Origin of the sequence: Sphingobium sp. TB-6 (assembly GCF_012927365.1) — a bacterium.
GTDB lineage: Bacteria > Pseudomonadota > Alphaproteobacteria > Sphingomonadales > Sphingomonadaceae > Sphingobium.
Window position 1 is genome coordinate 123,515 of the sequence record NZ_JABBGL010000002.1, and the last position, 16,785, is coordinate 140,299.

Consider the following 16,785-nt stretch of genomic DNA (forward strand, 5'->3'; position numbering starts at 1 on the left):
ATGATCTTTCGACGAGCAGTCCAGCGTTATGGCCAGACTCCCGCGCCCGAAACGCCCTATCAGCGAGCGGGGCAGCTCTGGGACGAGCGGATCGGGAGCGCGCGGGTGCAGGCGCGGAACTGGCGGCTGACGGCTTTCGGCACATTGGCCTTGTCGAGCGCGATGGCATCGGGCCTGATCTGGCAATCGCTGCAAAGCCGGGTGGTGCCCTATGTCGTCGAGGTGGACCGACTGGGTGAGGCGAGGGCGGTGTCGCAGGCCGAGGCCGACTATCAGCCGACCGATCCGCAAATCGCCTATCAGCTGGCGCGCTTCATAGAGAATGTGCGCGGCGTGTCGCTCGATCCTGTACTGATGCGCCGGAACTGGTTGCAGGCCTATGATTTTACCAGCGAACGGGGCGCCATATTCCTCGGGGAATATGCGCGGGCGCGGCAACCCTTCTCCCGGATCGGCGAACAGACGGCTTCGGTGCAGGTGACGAGCGTCCTGCGCGCGTCGAACAGATCCTTTCAGGTGAAATGGGCCGAGACAGAATATGAGCGGGGGAGCCAGGCGGGTTCGTCGCGCTGGACGGCCATATTGACCTTCGTCACCAAGGTTCCGCGAACTGCCGATGACCTCCGCCGCAATCCGCTCGGCATCTATGTCGATGCGATTGACTGGAGCCGGGAGATCGAGGGCGACGCCTCCCAGGCGCAACGCGCAGCGGCAGCGCCAACAGCCATTTCCGACCCATAGGCCGACAGGATGGAGGCGCAGCCATGATCCGTATATCAACCACGTCGATCACCATGCTGACTATGATGGCATCGCCCGCCATCGCCGATGGGGGAAACATGTCAGCGCACGTGCAGAATCGTGGCCCGGCGAATGTCGAGCTTGCCAATCGCAATGCCACCTTGACGCCCAAAGCCGATGCGTTCCTCAATGCAGTGCAGGTCTATCCCTATTCGGCGGGAACGATCTACAAGCTGATCACCGCGCCCGAACGGATAACGGACATCGCGCTGGAGCAGGGGGAAATGCTCGTCTCCGTCGCAAGCGGGGATACCGTTCGCTGGGTCATAGGCGATACGTCCAGCGGAAGCGGAGCTGCGAAGCGGACCCATATATTGATCAAACCCAGCCTGGTGGGCCTGTCGACCAATCTGCTCATCACGACCGATCGCCGTGCCTATCATCTGGCGCTGGTCAGCACCGGTCGGACTGCGCTGACGGGCATTTCGTGGAGCTATCCTGAAGATGCCTTGCTGGCTCTGCACCGCGCGAGCGACGCAGCCCGTGCCGCCGAACCCATCGCGGTAGGAATTCAGGTCGAACAACTGCATTTCAATTATGAGATTTCAGGCGATGCGCCGGCATGGCGTCCGCTCCGCGCTTTTGATGACGGGCGGCAGACCTATATCGAGTTTCCGGCATCGATCGTCGTTGGCGATGCGCCGCCACTCTTTCTGGTCGATGGCAAGGGTGCAGCGCAGCTCGTCAATTATCGGCTGAAGGATCACTTCTATATTGTCGACCGGATTTTTGACCAGGCTGAGCTGCGCTTTGGCACCAGGAAGCAGCAGGTCGTGCGGGTCAAACGGATGGGTGCAACTCGCCGGCGGAGGTCCTCATGAGCGGACAGGAGTCACGGGCGGAAACCCCACCAAGCGGCGAACTGCCGGAAAACGGCACTGCTCACCCCCCGACGGAAGAAGTCCGACCAAAGGAAAATCCGGCAACGCTGCAGATGCGGGCTCAGCCGGTGAGAGCCCTAAGGTTTAAGCGCAATATTCTGGTGGGCGGTGTCGCCATTTTTTCCATTGCAATAGCGGCCACGATGTGGTGGGCGCTGGCGCCGCATCGACCGATGGCTATCAGCATGTCGGCGAATGAGGCTGATGTTGCGCGCCAGCCATCGGAACAGTTGGCGGGATTGCCCAAAAGCTATGATGCGGTGCCACAGTTGGGACCACCGCTGCCGGGCGACCTGGGGCGCCCGATCCTGAAATCGCAACGGGAAGGGAATGAGTTGGCTGGTGCGCGGCCGGATGACGCTGATGCCCGAGCAGCGGCTGCCGCCCGCGAGAAAGCCGCTGCCGATCTGCAGGCTGCCCGACAGTCTTCATTGCTGGCAATCGCCGGGCAAAAGGGTGGAACGGCAGCCAGTGCCGAAATCGCAACACTGGTCCAGGCCGTACCGACGGCAACCATGGCAGATGGCGCAACCACCGATAAGGATCTCGATCCAAACGGGCAGGAGAGCAAGCAGCGCTTCATGATGTTGGCTCAGGGGGAGAGCAATATCAATTTGCACAGGCTGGAGCCGCCCGCGTCACCGAATATATTGTCAGCCGGCAGCGTCATTGCCGCAAGCTTGATCACGGGCCTGCGATCCGACCTGCCCGGCCTCGTGACCGCCCAGGTCTCGGAACGTGTTTACGACAGTCCCAGCGGCCAAACCTTGCTCATTCCCCAGGGAGCGCGGCTGATCGGCCGCTACGATAGCGCCATCAGCTATGGGCAGAATCGCGCCCTGGTCATCTGGCAGCGCATCATCATGCCCGACGGCAGTTCGATCCGGCTGGACAATCCGCCGGCGACCGACACATCGGGCTATGCGGGGCTGGCGGACAAAGTCGACTATCATAGTCTGCGATTGCTGCAGGGGGTGGCGATATCGACCTTGCTGGGCGTCGGCGCCAATCTCTTCATTTCCGGGGAGAGCTATCTTGTGCGGGCTGTCCGCGAGGCGACCCAGCAGAATGTGTCCCGGGCGGGCGATCAGATCACGGCGCGCAACCTTCAGGTGCAGCCGACGATCATCATCCGTCCGGGAACGCCGGTGCGATTGCTGGTTCATCGCGATCTCGTCCTTCCTCCCTGGAAAGAATAGGAGTCGAATATGGCTGATCTGAAACTGCCGCGCATTCCTGATCGAACGCCGGTGAAGTGCACAATTTCGATTCTCCCGCACCTCCATCAGGCAATTGTCGAATATGCGGCGTTGTACAGCCAGACTTACGGAAGGGAGGAACCCATCACGGAATTGATACCGGCAATGCTGGAAGCCTTTCTTGAAGGCGATCGAGTATTCGCCAAGCGCAGGAATGGGCCTAAGTCCGGCTGAAACGATCAGTCCGCTAAGCATGTCTAGCGTGGTGACAGCCCTGTCGAGATGAACGCATTTGCAATCAACTGGTGTTTGCCTGCAATCTTTTGCGCACGACAACATTGGCGGACCATGTGTGGACGGCGATGGCTTCTCGCCATCGCTCCCGAGTTCGCGCGGAGTAGTGGGGAGAGGGGACAGCGCCATCCTTTCCCCGACAGAGCAAAGGATCTCGCCGGTGCCGCCGGCACGATCGGGGGCAGGGCATCGCCCTGGCCCATGCGCAAGGATCGTCGAGCGGCCGGCACGGTGGCTCGGTCGAAGCCGTCAGGCGAAGATAGAGCCGTGCCTGAAAGGCCGCGCCCCAAGCCTTATTGATCTGGAAACGGCTTGCGCCCATATTCCTTACATGGAATACAACTGCAGACGAGCTGGGACGTTGAGAACACCGATGAGTTCGGGGAATGATTCGGCGATCTGCCCCCGACCGATCAGGATGCGATCGACTTCACGGTCGATCTGCTGATCGCGCAAGGGTCGAAGCTGCGCTTTCTCCATTCGTCGGGGATCAACAATTCGCGGCACTCGCACATGCGCGAACTGCGAATCCAGAGCGGAGGCAAGCCGCTGCGGGTTTTCTACGCCTTCGATCCGCGGCGGTCGGCGATCCTGTTGATCGGAGGCGACAAGACAGGGGGACGACCGTTTCTATGAACGGATGATCCCGGTCGCGGATGACCTTTACGACGTATATGTGCAGGAATTGAAAGAGGAAGGATTGATAAAATGAGCGGACATCGCCCGTTTTCCGATCTCAAGAAGGGCTGGAGCGCCGAACGTTTCGCGGAGAACGCAGCGCGCAAGGTCGAAATGATGGCCGAGCTGGTCAGTCTCGAGCAGTTGCGCGAGGGGCTGGGCATTAGCCAGGAGGAGCTTGCTAACGTTATGGACGTGCAGCAGCCCGCCATCTCCAAGCTCGTGCGCCGGCCCGACATGAAGGTCAGCACACTGCGCGAGCTGATCGCGGCGATGGGCGGCGAGCTGCACATTACTGCAACCTTCGCCGGCCGCTCGGTCGAAATCGACAATTTCAAATCGGCCGCCGCCTGACGGCATCGGCTAAATCAGCACCCGCTCCACCTCGTCCAGCGTCACATCGTTGGGTCGGCGATCGTCGAGCTGGGTGGTGCGGGTCGAGCTATGGTTCGCCATGGTCGCGGCCGTCTCCAGGGTGCCGCCATTCTTCAGATAGGTCGTGATGCCGGTCGCGCGGAACGAGTGGTTGCCGATCGCCGTCTCGATCTCGGCCGGCGGCGCTCGCCAGCGAACCATCGCGAAGGCATTGGGCTGGGGCAGGGGGTACCGCTTAGTCGCTTAGTCTTGCGGCCGATCGTGCGGAACAGCGGCCCCTTGCGGTCCTCGCACAAGCCACATCCGTCGATATAGCTTTACAGTGCATATTGATTGAAGTTCTGAATCAATGGGTCTCCATGGTAGGGAGGCCGTGGATGACGGGTGCATCGATCGAGACGACGTTGGAGCTATGGGCATCGTCGCTGCGCGACGTGAAGGCTCGTATGCGCGGTTTGTTTACGCAGGAGCGCGTTGCGGCGTCAGCAAACCTTTTCCTGGACGGTTTGCTGGGTGATGAACGCCGCAAGACCGGCTGGATGCGCGCAGAGGCGGCCGGTGACCCGGGTCCGTGGCGGCAGCAGGCCATTTTGGGCAGGGGCCGCTGGGACGCGGACGGGCTTCGCGACATTGTGCGTGAATATGTTGTCGAGAACCTCGCTACAGATGACGCGGTGCTGGTCATTGATGAGACCGGCTTTCTCAAGCAGGGTAAGGCATCCTGCGGTGTTGCGCGTCAATATACCGGCTCGGCGGGCAAGATAACGAACTGCCAGATCGGTGTCTTCGCCGCCTATGTGTCAGCTCGTGGTCACGCCTTTATCGATCGCTCCCTCTATTTGCCCAAGAGTTGGACCGGCGATCCGTCAAGGCTTGCTGCTGCCCACGTTCCTGAAACTGTCGCCTTCGCCACCAAGCCGGCTTTGGCTGTCGATATGATAGAGCGCGCGTTGGCAGCGGATGTGCCCTTTTCCTGGGTGGCGGCAGACGCGGTGTATGGCGTCGGGGGCGTCGAGGGTGCTTTGCGTCGAGCCTGCAAAGGCTATGTTCTTGGGGTTAAATCGGATCACCATTTCGGCTCATGGGCCGGCAAGCCCATGGTCGCCGGCAAAGCGGAGGAGATCGCGCGTGATCTTGCTCCCCATGCGTGGCAGCGTCTGTCCGCTGGCGAAGGAACCAAGGGCGCGCGGCTCCATGACTGGGCCTATTGTGAACTCGCCGATCTCGAAACTGACGAATATGATGAGACGAAATCAGGGCTTTGGACCCGCGGCCTTCTGATCCGTCGCAATATCGGTGACGGCGATCTTGCTTTCTTCACAACCTGGTGCCCGGCCGGGACGGGCATCGAGACGCTCGTTTCCGTCGAAGGCCATCGCTGGGCGATCGAAGACAGCTTCGAAGCCGCCAAGAACGAGCTCGGCCTTGATCACAACGAAACGCGGTCATGGCATGGCTGGCATCGCCACGTCTCCCTCGTGATGCTCGCCTTCGCCATGATGGCGGTGATCCGGTATCGCGCCAACGACGCCACTCCCCCAAAAAGACTGAGGATGCCGATCATCAGGATCTGATCCGCTGGTCGATCCAAGAGGTCCGGCGGATCGCCACCAAGCTTGCCCAGCGCCGCATCGAGCCCGCCTACATCATCGCCTGGTCATGCTGGAGACGAGCGCATCAGGCCGCAGCTCGACGGGCTCACCTCCAATCAAATCCGCAACTGTAAAGATAGGCGAGCAGATATTCCTCAACATCATCGACCCGCATCGCCAGCGCCGCACCGATCCGCACGAAGCTATAGACCATCAACCCGATCAGGGCACGGTCGCGCCGGCCCGCATCGGTGGTCATGTTGATGCTGTCGAGCAATCGCCGCGCTTCATTGGGAGCCAGCACGGGCGTCCTGCCGCGCTGTTGGCTATGCGCCGGCCGCCGCACCGACGCGGCAGGGTTTACCGGCGCGACATGCCCCGTCACCAGCCAATCGAACAGGTGGCGCACGCCCGGCGAGCTGCTGCTTGATGCTGGGGGCCGCAAGCTCGTTCCCCAGCGCTTCGATCCAGGCCGCGACGTGAAGCGGCTGCACCTCGCCAAGCGAGGCGATGCCGCACGCCAGGCCAGGAAGTCGCCGGCGGCGCGCGCATAGGCACGAGCTGGTTCATCCCGCCACCTTCTCCCACCGCGCCGGGGCAGGGCGCGGATTGCCAAGCTCGCGGCGCAGTTCGGCGAACACCTCGTCGGCGCGGCGTGCCGATTCCAGCTCGGCCGCCGATGCGTCCAGCATCCGGCCTAGCAGCTCGTCGCGAAGATCGCGGTGCGGTTCCAGCTCGCTATAGGTCCGCACGATCGCGAATACCGCTTCGGAAGGATCGGCAAATATGCCGCGCTCGATGCGCTCAAGCATCCAATCGGCCAGCGCCGGGGGTAGATATGCCTCGAAACGCAGACCGCCCGTGCGGGCTTGGTCGCGCAGAGCCTCGGCCTGGGCACACTCGGCGGGGTTGTCATCGGGCAACTCGTCGTCGGTCATGGGGTACCCTCTTTCGCGGTAGGTCTCGGAGCCGTTTAAACGCCTCCAATGAATCTCCGGTAATGTGTGATAAGGGATATTGTCATAGTATCGCTCCGGTGAGGGGCGCCTTGCGATGATCGGCTGAGCTAGCGTCCGCGGTGATGGTGTAATTTCCCGGTGTAGATGACGGTGTTGCCGGGGGTGGGGCCGAGGCCCCACCCCCGGCGGCCCCTCTGGTGGCCACCGGGCTCATCGGTAAGGTGGAGGTGTCGAAGCTTCACCCTAACCGAGGAGTTGATCCCGATGACCGAAGACAGATTACCGCTTGCCGAGCTGATGGCGAAGAGCGGAGATGGCGACTTTCTTCGCAGCGTCGCCGAGAGCGTGCTGCAGATCATCATGGAGGCCGACGTCGACGGCCTGATTGGCGCTGGACGTCATGAGCGATCCAGCGACCGCAGCACATGGCGCAATGGCTACCGCGACCGCAGCCTGGACACCCGGCTCGGAACGCTGAACCTGAAAATCCCCAAGTTGCGGACCGGGGCCTACTTCCCTGGCTTTCTCGAGCCGCGCAAGACAGCCGAAAAGGCGCTGGTGTCGGTGATTCAGGAGGCGTGGATCGCCGGCGTCAGTACCCGCCGGGTCGACGAACTGGTCCAGGCAATGGGGATGAGCGGCATCTCCAAGTCGTCGGTGTCGAAGCTTTGCAAGGACATCGACGAGCGCGTGAACGCCTTCCTCAAGCGTCCGCTGGTCGGCGACTGGCCATATTTGTGGCTCGACGCCACCTACCTCAAGGTCCGCGAGGGCGGCAGGATCGTCAGCGTCGCCGCAATAATAGCTGTTGCGGTCACCACCGAGGGCAAACGCGAGATCGTTGGCCTGCACATCGGTCCGAGCGAGGCCGAGCCATTCTGGTCGACCTTCCTTCGCGACCTCGTCCGGCGCGGCTTGAAGGGAGTGAAGCTGGTCATCGCCGATGCCCATGAGGGCCTGAAAGCCGCCATCACCCGCGTCGTCGGGGCGACCTGGCAAAGGTGCCGCGTTCACTTCATGAGGAACGCGCTGGCGCATGTGCCCAAGGGCCAGAATACCGTCGTCGCCGCCGCGATCCGCCAGGTCTTCCTCCAGCCCGACCATGCCGCCGCGACCCAGACATGGCGCCACGTCGCCGACCAGTTGCGCGGACGCTGGCCCAAACTCGGCGACTGCATGGATGCCGCCGAGCACGACGTGCTCGCTTATATGACCTTCCCCGAACAGCACCGGGTCAAGTTGCACAGCACGGATGAGATGGAAAAGACCTGTCCCGCAAAAATGTGCTATTCAGGTGGTGCGCGGGCGACTCCGTGGCGAAGAACGGAACCCCGGCTGCGAGTTCCGTCAGGCCGCCTTATCATAGCCCTGCCGGCTTGGAGCGTCCGCGCACCTTTGGCCTCGTCTCCCATTGGACAACAAATTGCTCATAGGCCTGCTCGGCATGGCGGGCGATTTCCATTTCCTGATCGCGCAACGCCTTGACGTTGTAGGCATAGGCCGTGCCGGGCTTGTTGCCCTTCATCTGCGGCCTTCCGGCCTTGAGTTCCATTGCCCGTCGCTTGTTGGCGACCAGCGCGGGGCGCGCCCAGCGATAGTCGGTCTGCTTGGTCAGCAGGTGCCAGCACAGGACAGTCAGCTTCCGAGCCAAGGCGACAGCCGCAACCTGATGGCCACGCTTGGCCCGGATACGGACGAAGAAGGCGTGCAGCGGCCCAGGCGTCTTGGCGGCTGCCCAAGCCGCTTCAACCAGCATCGCCCTGGCGTGGCTGCGACCAACCTTGCTGATCCGACCATGATGGGCCGCTCCAAGCCCCGACTGGCGTACCCGCGGGTTGAGGCCGAAGTAGCTCACCAGCTTTTGCGGGCTGGAAAAGCGACTGATGTCTCCGATCGCCGCCACGATCCCCGCTGCCACGGTCAGGTTAACGCCTGTGATGGTAAGCAATCTGCCAATCGCATCATCGTCGAGCGCGTCGGCGGCGATCTCCTTGTCGATGGCTGCCAAGTCCTCGGTCAGCCGATCGAGCTCGCGGATGTGCCGTTCGATAGCGCCACGCTCATCTGTCGGCACAGGCTGGCGCAGAAGCCAGGCACGGCCAACGCCGCTGAACAGATCGGCATGAGGACAGCGCGGGATCAGGTGTGCGTGCAGGATGGAATGCACCTCGTTCTTGATCCGCGTGCGATGCCGGACGATTTGAAATCGCCGGGCAGCAAGCCTGCGCATCCGCTCAGTCGCGGCGTCCGGCGTCCAGATTTCCGGCAGGTAGCCGGCTGCGTACAAGCTCGCCAGCGTGCTCGCATCGATCTTGTCGGTCTTTACATGGGCGTGAGCGATCGCCTTCACCTGAAGCGGATTGGCGATCACCACGCGGGCCACAAACGGCGAGAGTACCCGCGACACAGCCATGCAGTTGCCGGTCGCCTCGATGACCACTTCATCGGTAGATTGCAGTCCTTTGCCGAAGCCTTCCAATGCCGTGCGGGTCATATCAACCCGGCCCGCATGTTTGATCCGGCCATCTTCCCAGATCACCACCTCGCCAAAGGTCCGGTGGATATCAATGCCAATGACGCGTCGCATAAACGCCTCCTGTCAGCCAAAGTGACGGGAGCGGCGGGCGACACGACAACTACGGATCCGCGCTCGCAGCGCAACCGGGTGAGTCGCAGAGGCGGTCAGCTACTAACGCGAGCTCGCAGCTCATCCTGTGTATCGACCTGCCCGCACTTTCGTGCTCCCGGTGCCTCTGTCCCGGATGGTCGCACCATATGCCACAACCTGTGAGTCGCGGCAGAAACTTCGGCACCGACGTCCTCATACCAGTTACAAATCCGCTCGAACGGCTCAACAAGGAGGTCAAGCGCCGCGCCGACGTCGTCGGCATCTTCCCCAACGAGGATAGCATCATCCGCCTGATCGGCGCCGTGCTGCTCGAACAAAATGACGAATACCAGCTCCAACACCGATACATGCAACTCGAGGGAATGACCGCCCTCACCACACCCTTGATCGAGGAGACCCAGCCGCTACAGATTACACCCAAAGCCGCCTGACCGATGCGGCCCGAGGCCACACCCTAATTACACCAAGTTGACGGACGCGACCATCGGCTGATATTTCGAGATGGCACCGGGGATAGCCTCTACTCGGAGCTGGTGGAAACCTCGGACTCAGACCAAACCATTAGTCGGCTAAGTCTCATTGCTGGCTTGTCCATGATCGATAGCCATCCCTTCCATAAATCATAAATCACGCATATCGTGATTTATAGAAAGGAGCATCGGGACCGTCGGAGAAGCCGTCGTTTGGGTGGATCAAGGGCGGCGGTGGAGATGACGGCGGATCTGCTCGAAGCCCGCTGCTGCTAGGTGCCAATCGGCGCGCTCCACTCTGGCCTTCGGAATTATCACGCATGTCAGATGCGAGATAATTCTTGCCCATTACATCGATCAGTGGAATTACTGCGCATCTGACATGCGAGATAATCCTATGACGATCCATCTGGTTGGCGAGACGATCGATGCCAAGCGCGCGCACCAGCGCGCGCAAGCCGGCGAGCTCGTCCAGCTCGTGCGGGGCATATATGTCGATCAAGGCGTCGATGCAGACGCCACCATAGTGAACCATGCGATCCGCATCGCCCATTATCTCTATCCCAATGCCTATCTGTCGTCGGCGAGCGCAGTGCTGCTTGCGCCGACACCCGATGGCCGGCTCTTTATCAGCGGCAGGCGCAACCAGCGCACGAGGCTGCGCAGCCTGGAGATCGTCCAGAACGAAGCGCCGCCGCATCCTTCGACCGCGTCAGCGGTTGTCGGTGACGATCTGGGCGAGTTGCACATCGACGCATCTTCACCCCGGCAGCGCTTTCTGGAAGCCTTTCGCCTGCGCAGCGAGCATGCCAGCGCCATTACTGCCGAGATGCGCGTCCAGATGGCCGCGCGCCTCGTTGAGGAGCATGGTACGCCCAAGGATGCCGCCGATGCAGTCTGGGCGCTGGCGCGTGAAAATGGCTGGTATCGCGAAGGAGAAGGCGCTGAACGCTTCCTTCTGGCGCAGCCGGGCACGGCCAAAGCGCCCGTCAACAAGGCGGCGCTGGATCTGGTGATCGCCTGGCACGGCGAGTCGCTCGGCCGCCTGACCCATGACGGCTTTGAGTGGCGCTGGAAGCCGGCCCGGCGCTCAGGGCCGGCGCTCGTCCGGGAGACAACGCCCGGGAAACTTCCGGCATTTGTCGAATCCCTCTTACCGGAAGGCTGGCTCGCCCAGGTGCTTCACGAGCGCGACGAGCGCGAGGCGTTGAAGCGTGGGCGGCGTTATATGTCGAACATCACCGTGGTTGAAGCTCGCGACGAGCTGGCGGCACTACCGGCGGACATTCTCACGACGACACTGAAAGGCTTTGTCGACGCGGGCCGCTTCACTGGGCGCTATAATGGCCCGGCACGCGGCGCGATCGAGGAGAGTTTCGAGCAGAACCTCGCGCGCATATTCGCTCGCGCAGAAACGCCGCGCCTGTCGGGCGTCCAGATCAAGGCACCGATGCATCTGGCGCCCGATGGCGCACTCCTCCCGGCCATCGATCTGCCATTCACCCATATTCTAAAACCGGCAGGCACCGCTCGCTTCGAGATGCTGCCGATCGTGGAATGGCTCTGCCTTGAACTTGGCCGAGCCGCCGGCTTTGCAGCGCCTGACGTCGCCCTGACGGCGATGCCCGATGGCATGGCCCCGGCACTTGTTGTGGAGCGGTTCGACATCCGCCAGGGATCAGGCGATCAGAGGCGGATTGCGCTTGAGGATTTCTGCTCGATCCTGGATCTTCCCGCCTCGGCCAAATATGATGGGACGATAGAGCGGATGGCGCGCGGACTGCGGCCGCTGTCGACCGAGCCTGGGGCCGATCTCGACATCCTCTTCCGCCGTGCGGTTTTCGCCTGGCTGATCGCCGATGGCGACATGCACCTCAAAAACCTCGCGCTGCTCAAAATTGCCGAACCGGACGCCAAGGCCTTCACCTCGGTTCGTTTCGCCCCGCTTTATGATGCGGTCACGACGCGGGTATTCCCGGGTCTTGGCGGTGATCGCATGGCGCTCAAGCTCAACGGCAAGGATGATCGGCTGACGCGCCGAGATTTCATGACGCTGGCGCGCACGATCGGCCTGCCCCAAAGCGATGTGGAGATGGCGATTGCCGAATTGACGGGCAGCCTCGCACAAGCCGTCGAAACCGTCCGGCTACCGGCTTTTGCGGCGGAGGCCGAGGCCGCTGCTACCGTCCAGGGCCAGATATTGGCCCTTATCGGCGAGCGCTGCACCGCGCTCGCCGGCGATGAGGGTTAGGCTCCGCTTGAGCCATTCCAATCGCGCACTTGGCGGTTGAATGGCAGCATTCTCCGCACGGGAAAGATTTTATCTCCGCACTTTGTGCGGAGATAAAGAGTGCCAATCTCCGCAGGATGGCCTCACCAGACACGCACTGGCTTCTTGTTCTGCCTTGAATCGAGCACATTAGAGGCCCGGTCCTCCGGTACATGAGATCCTGGTGTCGGCTGATCCGCTTCAGCTCAACTTGTTGATCGCTGCTCGCATATGGTCGACGCTGACGCTGGAATAGCGCTGGACCATGCGCAGCGACTTCCATCCTCCCATGTTCATGATGGTGATGAGGTCGATCCCTGCCATCACCCAGCGATGACGCCAATCATGCACGGTGCAATCCTCTAGGCAAAGCCAACCGGCTGCCGCCGACGGCGGATTTAGGGGTGTTTGATCCTGAATAGAGCCGATGGATTTGGTGGGAACGACAGCCTAATAGGCAAGCATGGAAATCCAATCCTTTGCCATCCCCGGCATCAAGCTTCTCACCCCCCGCCATATCGGCGACGAACGCGGCTATTTTGCTGAAACCTTCCGCGCCGACCTATTTATGGCGCAGTGCAGCGACCTTGCTTTCGTGCAAGACAATGAATCCATGAGCACAAGGGTGGGCACCATCCGTGGCCTGCATTTTCAGAGCGGACCTCATGCCCAGGGCAAGCTGGTACGATGTACCGCCGGGGCATTGTTCGATGTCGCCGTCGACATCCGGCAGGGTTCGCCAACCTATGGTTTGTGGGTCGCCGAAACACTCACGCCCGAAAACGGGAAGCAGCTCTGGATTCCTCCGGGTTTTGCGCACGGTTTTTGCTCCATCGAGCCAGATACGGTCATCTGCTACAAGGTGACGGACTATTATAGTGTCGAGTGCGACAAGGGGCTGCGCTGGGACGACCCGGCAATCGGTATCGTCTGGCCGGACATTGCCGACCCGGAAACCCTGTCCGCCAAGGATCGGCAGCAGCCGATGCTGGTCGAGCTGCCGGACTATTTCGCTTGGGGGGAGTGAAGCCATGCGCGTGATCGTTACCGGAGGCGCCGGCTTCATCGGATCGGCCTTGGTCCGCCATCTGGTGCTGGAAAAGGGCTATGACGTCCTGACCATCGACGCCCTGACCTATGCCGGGTGCGAGGCTTCGCTGAAGGCGGTTGATGGCAGGAACAACCATCGGTTCCTGCACGCCAATATCTGCGATCGAGCCACGATGGATGAGGCAATCGGCAGCTTCCGGCCCGACCGCATCATGCATCTGGCCGCGGAGAGTCACGTCGATCGCTCCATCACCGGCGCGGCGGACTTCATCCAGACCAATGTCGTGGGCACCTTCACCCTGCTGGAGGTGGCGCGGGGCTATTGGAACGGCCTTGCGGGCGAAGCGAGGGACGCTTTCCGCTTCCTCCATGTCTCGACCGACGAGGTTTATGGTTCGCTGGGCGATGAGGGGTTGTTCGAGGAAAGCACCCCCTATGATCCCAGTTCGCCCTATTCGGCGTCGAAGGCCGCGTCCGACCATCTCGCCAAGGCCTGGGCTCGCACCTATGAGCTTCCGGTGGTGGTGTCGAACTGCTCGAACAATTACGGCCCCTATCATTTCCCCGAAAAGCTGATCCCGCTCACCATTCTGAACGCGCTCGAAGGGCGTGCCCTGCCGGTCTATGGCAAGGGCGAGAACGTGCGCGACTGGCTCTATGTCGACGATCATGCCCACGCGCTCGATCTCATCATCGAGAAGGGCATGCCGGGTGAGACCTATAATGTCGGTGGGCGTAACGAACGGCGCAATATCGACGTGGTGCGGCGGATCTGCGCGGTGCTGGACGAGCTGGTCCCCGCCGACGCCCCGCGCGAGGGGCTGATCGAGTTCGTCACAGACCGCCCCGGCCATGATGCCCGCTACGCGATCGACGCGACCCGGCTTGAGACGGAACTGGGCTGGCGCGCACAGGAGAATTTCGACAGCGGCATCGAGAAGACGGTGCGCTGGTATCTCGACAATGAATGGTGGTGGCGCCCGCTCCGGGACCGTTATGACGGCCAGAGGCTGGGGCTGAACGCCGCGCCCACCGCCGGGGCCGCCGCATGAGGATTGCCGTCACCGGCAAGGCGGGGCAGGTCGTTTCGAGCTTGCTCGAACGCGGTGCGGCTGCCGGGCATGAGATAATCGCGCTGGGTCGTCCGGAGCTGGATCTGGCTGATCCGGCGTCGGTCGCCCGCGCGTTGGAGGCGGCGACGCCTAACGCCATCGTCTCGGCGGCCGCCTATACGGCAGTGGACAGGGCTGAGAGTGACAGCGACCTAGCCCATGCCGTCAACGGCCGCGGCGCGGGTACCGTGGCGCAGGCCGCTCGGACGCTGGGCGTGCCGCTGGTCCATATTTCGACTGACTATGTGTTCGACGGCACTTTGGACCGGCCCTATGTAGAGAGCGATCCGACCGGGCCGACGGGCGTCTATGGCGCATCCAAGCTGGCGGGGGAGCAGGCCGTGCTGGCCGCCTATGGCGACAATAGTGCCGTCCTGCGTGTGGCGTGGGTCTACAGCCCCTTTGGTGCGAATTTCGTGAAAACCATGTTGCGGCTTGCAGCCGACCGGGACGAGCTGGGCGTCGTTGCCGACCAGATCGGCAATCCGACCAGCGCGCTGGAGATAGCCGATGGTATTCTTCGGGTAGCTACCAATATGGTGGCGTATGGTTCTCCAGCTATGCGGGGAATCTTCCATATGACCGCGAGTGGGGAAGCGAGCTGGGCTGACTTTGCCGAGGCGATCTTCGCCGCATCCGGCGCGCTCGGTGGCCCATCGGCGCGAGTCAAGCGCATCACTACTGCCGATTATCCGACGCCTGCCAAGCGGCCTGCCAATTCCCGGCTCGATTGCGGCCTGATCGCGCGGATGCATGGGATAGCCTTGCATGATTGGCCAACGTCGCTGGAAACTATGATGAAGCGACTTGTTCCGGACTATTGCGCCTCAGAAGGTGGAGTGTTAGACTAAGTCTAACAAACTAAGTTTAGAAGTGTATTTATGGATACGGTCAACATCCACGAAGCCAAGACCCATTTGTCACGGTTGATCGACCGGGTCGCCAGCAGTGGCGGCTTCATCATTGCCAAGGCAGGCAAGCCCGTGGCCAAGATCGTGCCGCTCAATGCGCCCGATAGCGGCAAGGCGAAAAGGCTGGGCTTCATGGCGGGCCAGTTGCGCGTGCCCGCTGATTTCGATCGCATGGGCGAGCAGGAGATAGAGGTGCTGTTCGGCGGCCAGTCGTGAAGCTGCTACTGGACACGCATCTGCTGATCTGGGCTGCGGGTTTTCCGGAGCGCCTGCCGGTGGAAGCGCGCGAACTGATCGAAGACAAGGACAACGACCTTTTCTTCAGCGCGGCCAGCCTGTGGGAAGTCGCGATCAAGAGCGCATTGGGGCGGGAGGACTTCGCCGTCGATTCGCGGCTGTTGCGGCGCGGGCTGCTGGACAATAATTATCGTGAACTGCCGGTGGCTAGCGAACATGCTGTTGCAAGCGACGGGCTGCCACCCATTCACAAGAATCCCTTCGACCGGCTGCTGATTGCCCAGTCGACGGTCGAAGGGATCGCGCTGCTCACTGCGGACAGCCTTGTCAGTCAATATCCGGGGCCGATCCGTAAGGTCTGACCGGCCCACAGCAACGGGAAAAGGACGCATGAAGGGGATCATTCTCGCCGGCGGCAGCGGCACCCGCCTCTATCCAATGACGTTGGCGACCTCCAAGCAGCTGATGTCGGTCTATGATAAGCCGATGATCTATTACCCGCTCAGTACCTTGATGCTGGCGCGCATCCGCGAGGTGCTGATCATTTCGACCCCGCGCGACTTGCCTGCTTTCCAGGCCCTGCTGGGCGACGGATCGCAGTGGGGCATGCACTTCGAATATGCCGAGCAGCCCAGCCCGGACGGCTTGGCGCAAGCCTATATTATCGGCGCGGATTTCGTCCAGGGCGAGCGGTCGGCGCTGATCCTGGGCGACAATATCTATTATGGCCACGGCCTGCCTGAATTGCTCGCCAGTGCATCTTCGCGCGAGCAAGGCGCTAGCGTCTTCGCATATCATGTGAACGACCCGGAACGCTATGGCGTGGTCAGCTTCGATGAGAGTATGAAGGCCGTTTCGATCGAGGAGAAGCCCGAAAGGCCCCAGTCCAATTGGGCGGTCACTGGCCTCTATCTCTATGACGAGCAGGTGGTCGACATCGCCGCGAACCTGAAGCCGTCGGCCCGGGGCGAACTGGAGATAACTGATGTCAACAGCACCTATCTGGAACGCGGTCAACTGAACGTCGAGATCATGGGGCGTGGTTATGCCTGGCTGGATACCGGCACGCCCGATAGCATGCTGGACGCGGCTGACTTCGTTCGCGTGCTGGAAAAGCGGCAGGGCTTCAAGATCGCCAGCCCGGAGGAGATTGCCTTTCGGCAGGGCTTCATTGGTGTGGCAGAACTGGAGCATGCCATCGCGAAGCTCGGTAAGTCCGACTATGGCCGGTATCTTCAAAGGTTGCTGTCTTAAGAGGCAGCGTGGGGCTGGACATTACCCCCCCTACGTTGCCCATTGGAAGGGGGGTAAGCGTTGGTGATCCGCCG

The 16,785-nt window shown here is 61.8% G+C and carries 18 protein-coding genes and 4 pseudogenes; 16 read left to right on the top strand and 6 right to left on the bottom strand.

Annotated features, from left to right (window positions below):
• The 4 genes from trbF (at position 1) to HHL26_RS03620 (ending at position 3,115) form a co-directional block, all read left to right on the top strand.
• A complete protein-coding gene (trbF, locus tag HHL26_RS03605) occupies positions 1-741 on the top strand; it encodes a conjugal transfer protein TrbF (protein WP_169575876.1) in 741 nt (246 codons plus the stop codon).
• A gap of 23 nt (positions 742-764) precedes the next feature.
• Positions 765-1,622, top strand: coding sequence for a P-type conjugative transfer protein TrbG (gene trbG / locus HHL26_RS03610; RefSeq protein ID WP_169575877.1), 858 nt, complete (start codon positions 765-767; stop codon positions 1,620-1,622).
• Positions 1,623-1,855: 233 nt separating this feature from the next.
• The gene (locus tag HHL26_RS03615; protein ID WP_240962333.1) at positions 1,856-2,881 is read left to right on the top strand and encodes a TrbI/VirB10 family protein; all 1,026 of its coding nucleotides are present in this window, start codon (positions 1,856-1,858) and stop codon (positions 2,879-2,881) included.
• Between the two features lie 9 nt (positions 2,882-2,890).
• The gene (locus HHL26_RS03620) at positions 2,891-3,115 is read left to right on the top strand and encodes a DUF2274 domain-containing protein (RefSeq protein ID WP_066699728.1); all 225 of its coding nucleotides are present in this window, start codon (positions 2,891-2,893) and stop codon (positions 3,113-3,115) included.
• A 387-nt stretch (positions 3,116-3,502) separates the two neighbouring features.
• On the opposite strand, the gene HHL26_RS24175 is transcribed toward HHL26_RS03620, so the two are convergent.
• Positions 3,503-3,655 carry a hypothetical protein gene (locus HHL26_RS24175; RefSeq protein ID WP_240962335.1) on the bottom strand — a complete coding sequence of 51 codons (153 nt, stop codon included), beginning with the start codon at positions 3,653-3,655 and terminating at the stop codon, positions 3,503-3,505.
• Here HHL26_RS24175 and HHL26_RS03625 point away from each other — a divergent pair.
• The gene (locus HHL26_RS03625) at positions 3,623-3,811 is read left to right on the top strand and encodes a type II toxin-antitoxin system RelE/ParE family toxin (protein ID WP_346765562.1); all 189 of its coding nucleotides are present in this window, start codon (positions 3,623-3,625) and stop codon (positions 3,809-3,811) included. The genes HHL26_RS24175 and HHL26_RS03625 overlap by 33 nt on opposite strands.
• A gap of 72 nt (positions 3,812-3,883) precedes the next feature.
• Complete coding sequence (locus HHL26_RS03630; protein WP_169575879.1) at positions 3,884-4,207, top strand: XRE family transcriptional regulator; 324 nt, start codon at positions 3,884-3,886, stop codon at positions 4,205-4,207.
• 9 nt (positions 4,208-4,216) lie between these two features.
• On the opposite strand, the pseudogene HHL26_RS24180 reads toward HHL26_RS03630, so the two are convergent.
• Positions 4,217-4,557: pseudogene (locus tag HHL26_RS24180) on the bottom strand (integrase); the annotation flags it as partial.
• Positions 4,558-4,587: 30 nt separating this feature from the next.
• Between HHL26_RS24180 and HHL26_RS03640 the strand changes: the two are divergent.
• Complete coding sequence (locus HHL26_RS03640) at positions 4,588-5,802, top strand: IS701 family transposase (RefSeq protein WP_206377352.1); 1,215 nt, start codon at positions 4,588-4,590, stop codon at positions 5,800-5,802.
• Positions 5,803-5,977: 175 nt separating this feature from the next.
• On the opposite strand, the pseudogene HHL26_RS03645 reads toward HHL26_RS03640, so the two are convergent.
• Both HHL26_RS03645 and HHL26_RS03650 read right to left on the bottom strand, forming a co-directional pair.
• A pseudogene (locus HHL26_RS03645) lies at positions 5,978-6,436 on the bottom strand (hypothetical protein); the annotation flags it as partial.
• Positions 6,387-6,758, bottom strand: coding sequence for a CopG family transcriptional regulator (locus HHL26_RS03650; RefSeq protein ID WP_169575881.1), 372 nt, complete (start codon positions 6,756-6,758; stop codon positions 6,387-6,389). The gene HHL26_RS03650 and the pseudogene HHL26_RS03645, both read right to left, overlap by 50 nt.
• 285 nt (positions 6,759-7,043) lie before the next feature.
• Between HHL26_RS03650 and HHL26_RS03655 the strand changes: the two are divergent.
• Positions 7,044-8,045 (top strand): annotated as a pseudogene (locus tag HHL26_RS03655) (IS256 family transposase); the annotation flags it as partial.
• Positions 8,046-8,139: 94 nt separating this feature from the next.
• Here HHL26_RS03655 and HHL26_RS03660 read toward each other — a convergent pair.
• Positions 8,140-9,348 carry an IS110 family transposase gene (locus tag HHL26_RS03660; RefSeq protein WP_169575953.1) on the bottom strand — a complete coding sequence of 403 codons (1,209 nt, stop codon included), beginning with the start codon at positions 9,346-9,348 and terminating at the stop codon, positions 8,140-8,142.
• A gap of 263 nt (positions 9,349-9,611) precedes the next feature.
• Here HHL26_RS03660 and HHL26_RS03665 point away from each other — a divergent pair.
• Together HHL26_RS03665 and HHL26_RS03670 are read left to right on the top strand one after the other, a co-directional pair.
• Positions 9,612-9,839 (top strand): annotated as a pseudogene (locus HHL26_RS03665) (transposase); the annotation flags it as partial.
• A 436-nt stretch (positions 9,840-10,275) separates the two neighbouring features.
• Positions 10,276-12,129 carry a HipA domain-containing protein gene (locus tag HHL26_RS03670; RefSeq protein ID WP_169575882.1) on the top strand — a complete coding sequence of 618 codons (1,854 nt, stop codon included), beginning with the start codon at positions 10,276-10,278 and terminating at the stop codon, positions 12,127-12,129.
• 219 nt (positions 12,130-12,348) lie between these two features.
• On the opposite strand, the gene HHL26_RS03675 is transcribed toward HHL26_RS03670, so the two are convergent.
• A complete protein-coding gene (locus HHL26_RS03675; RefSeq protein WP_240962336.1) occupies positions 12,349-12,498 on the bottom strand; it encodes a hypothetical protein in 150 nt (49 codons plus the stop codon).
• Between the two features lie 112 nt (positions 12,499-12,610).
• Between HHL26_RS03675 and rfbC the strand changes: the two genes are divergently transcribed.
• Genes rfbC through rfbA form a run of 6 tightly spaced genes read left to right on the top strand, consistent with a single transcriptional unit; the run spans position 12,611 to position 16,711 of the window.
• Positions 12,611-13,174, top strand: coding sequence for a dTDP-4-dehydrorhamnose 3,5-epimerase (gene rfbC / locus HHL26_RS03680; RefSeq protein WP_169575883.1), 564 nt, complete (start codon positions 12,611-12,613; stop codon positions 13,172-13,174).
• A 4-nt stretch (positions 13,175-13,178) separates the two neighbouring features.
• On the top strand, positions 13,179-14,249 hold the full coding sequence (gene rfbB, locus HHL26_RS03685) for a dTDP-glucose 4,6-dehydratase (protein WP_169575884.1): 1,071 nt from the start codon (positions 13,179-13,181) through the stop codon (positions 14,247-14,249).
• Entirely contained in the window at positions 14,246-15,160 is a 915-nt protein-coding gene (gene rfbD / locus HHL26_RS03690) for a dTDP-4-dehydrorhamnose reductase (protein ID WP_169575885.1), read from the top strand. The genes rfbB and rfbD overlap by 4 nt, the downstream gene beginning before the upstream one ends.
• Positions 15,161-15,190: 30 nt before the next feature.
• Entirely contained in the window at positions 15,191-15,436 is a 246-nt protein-coding gene (locus HHL26_RS03695; RefSeq protein WP_169575886.1) for a type II toxin-antitoxin system prevent-host-death family antitoxin, read from the top strand.
• A complete protein-coding gene (locus tag HHL26_RS03700) occupies positions 15,433-15,819 on the top strand; it encodes a type II toxin-antitoxin system VapC family toxin (RefSeq protein ID WP_169575887.1) in 387 nt (128 codons plus the stop codon). The genes HHL26_RS03695 and HHL26_RS03700 overlap by 4 nt, the downstream gene beginning before the upstream one ends.
• Positions 15,820-15,847: 28 nt before the next feature.
• On the top strand, positions 15,848-16,711 hold the full coding sequence (gene rfbA, locus HHL26_RS03705) for a glucose-1-phosphate thymidylyltransferase RfbA (RefSeq protein ID WP_169575888.1): 864 nt from the start codon (positions 15,848-15,850) through the stop codon (positions 16,709-16,711).
• Positions 16,712-16,785: the final 74 nt, after the last annotated feature.

What these genes read in the sequence shown, in the direction of transcription:
- HHL26_RS03640 (WP_206377352.1), top strand. Translation starts at nt 4,588, where the DNA reads ATGGTAGGGAGGCCGTGGATGACGGGTGCATCGATCGAGACGACGTTG.
- HHL26_RS03630 (WP_169575879.1), top strand. Translation starts at nt 3,884, where the DNA reads ATGAGCGGACATCGCCCGTTTTCCGATCTCAAGAAGGGCTGGAGCGCC.
- rfbC (WP_169575883.1), top strand. Translation starts at nt 12,611, where the DNA reads ATGGAAATCCAATCCTTTGCCATCCCCGGCATCAAGCTTCTCACCCCC.
- rfbD (WP_169575885.1), top strand. Translation starts at nt 14,246, where the DNA reads ATGAGGATTGCCGTCACCGGCAAGGCGGGGCAGGTCGTTTCGAGCTTG.
- HHL26_RS03620 (WP_066699728.1), top strand. Translation starts at nt 2,891, where the DNA reads ATGGCTGATCTGAAACTGCCGCGCATTCCTGATCGAACGCCGGTGAAG.
- HHL26_RS03650 (WP_169575881.1), bottom strand. Translation starts at nt 6,758, where the DNA reads ATGACCGACGACGAGTTGCCCGATGACAACCCCGCCGAGTGTGCCCAG.
- HHL26_RS03670 (WP_169575882.1), top strand. Translation starts at nt 10,276, where the DNA reads ATGACGATCCATCTGGTTGGCGAGACGATCGATGCCAAGCGCGCGCAC.
- HHL26_RS03615 (WP_240962333.1), top strand. Translation starts at nt 1,856, where the DNA reads ATGGCTATCAGCATGTCGGCGAATGAGGCTGATGTTGCGCGCCAGCCA.
- trbF (WP_169575876.1), top strand. Translation starts at nt 1, where the DNA reads ATGATCTTTCGACGAGCAGTCCAGCGTTATGGCCAGACTCCCGCGCCC.
- HHL26_RS03695 (WP_169575886.1), top strand. Translation starts at nt 15,191, where the DNA reads ATGGATACGGTCAACATCCACGAAGCCAAGACCCATTTGTCACGGTTG.
- trbG (WP_169575877.1), top strand. Translation starts at nt 765, where the DNA reads ATGATCCGTATATCAACCACGTCGATCACCATGCTGACTATGATGGCA.
- HHL26_RS24175 (WP_240962335.1), bottom strand. Translation starts at nt 3,655, where the DNA reads ATGGAGAAAGCGCAGCTTCGACCCTTGCGCGATCAGCAGATCGACCGT.
- rfbA (WP_169575888.1), top strand. Translation starts at nt 15,848, where the DNA reads ATGAAGGGGATCATTCTCGCCGGCGGCAGCGGCACCCGCCTCTATCCA.
- rfbB (WP_169575884.1), top strand. Translation starts at nt 13,179, where the DNA reads ATGCGCGTGATCGTTACCGGAGGCGCCGGCTTCATCGGATCGGCCTTG.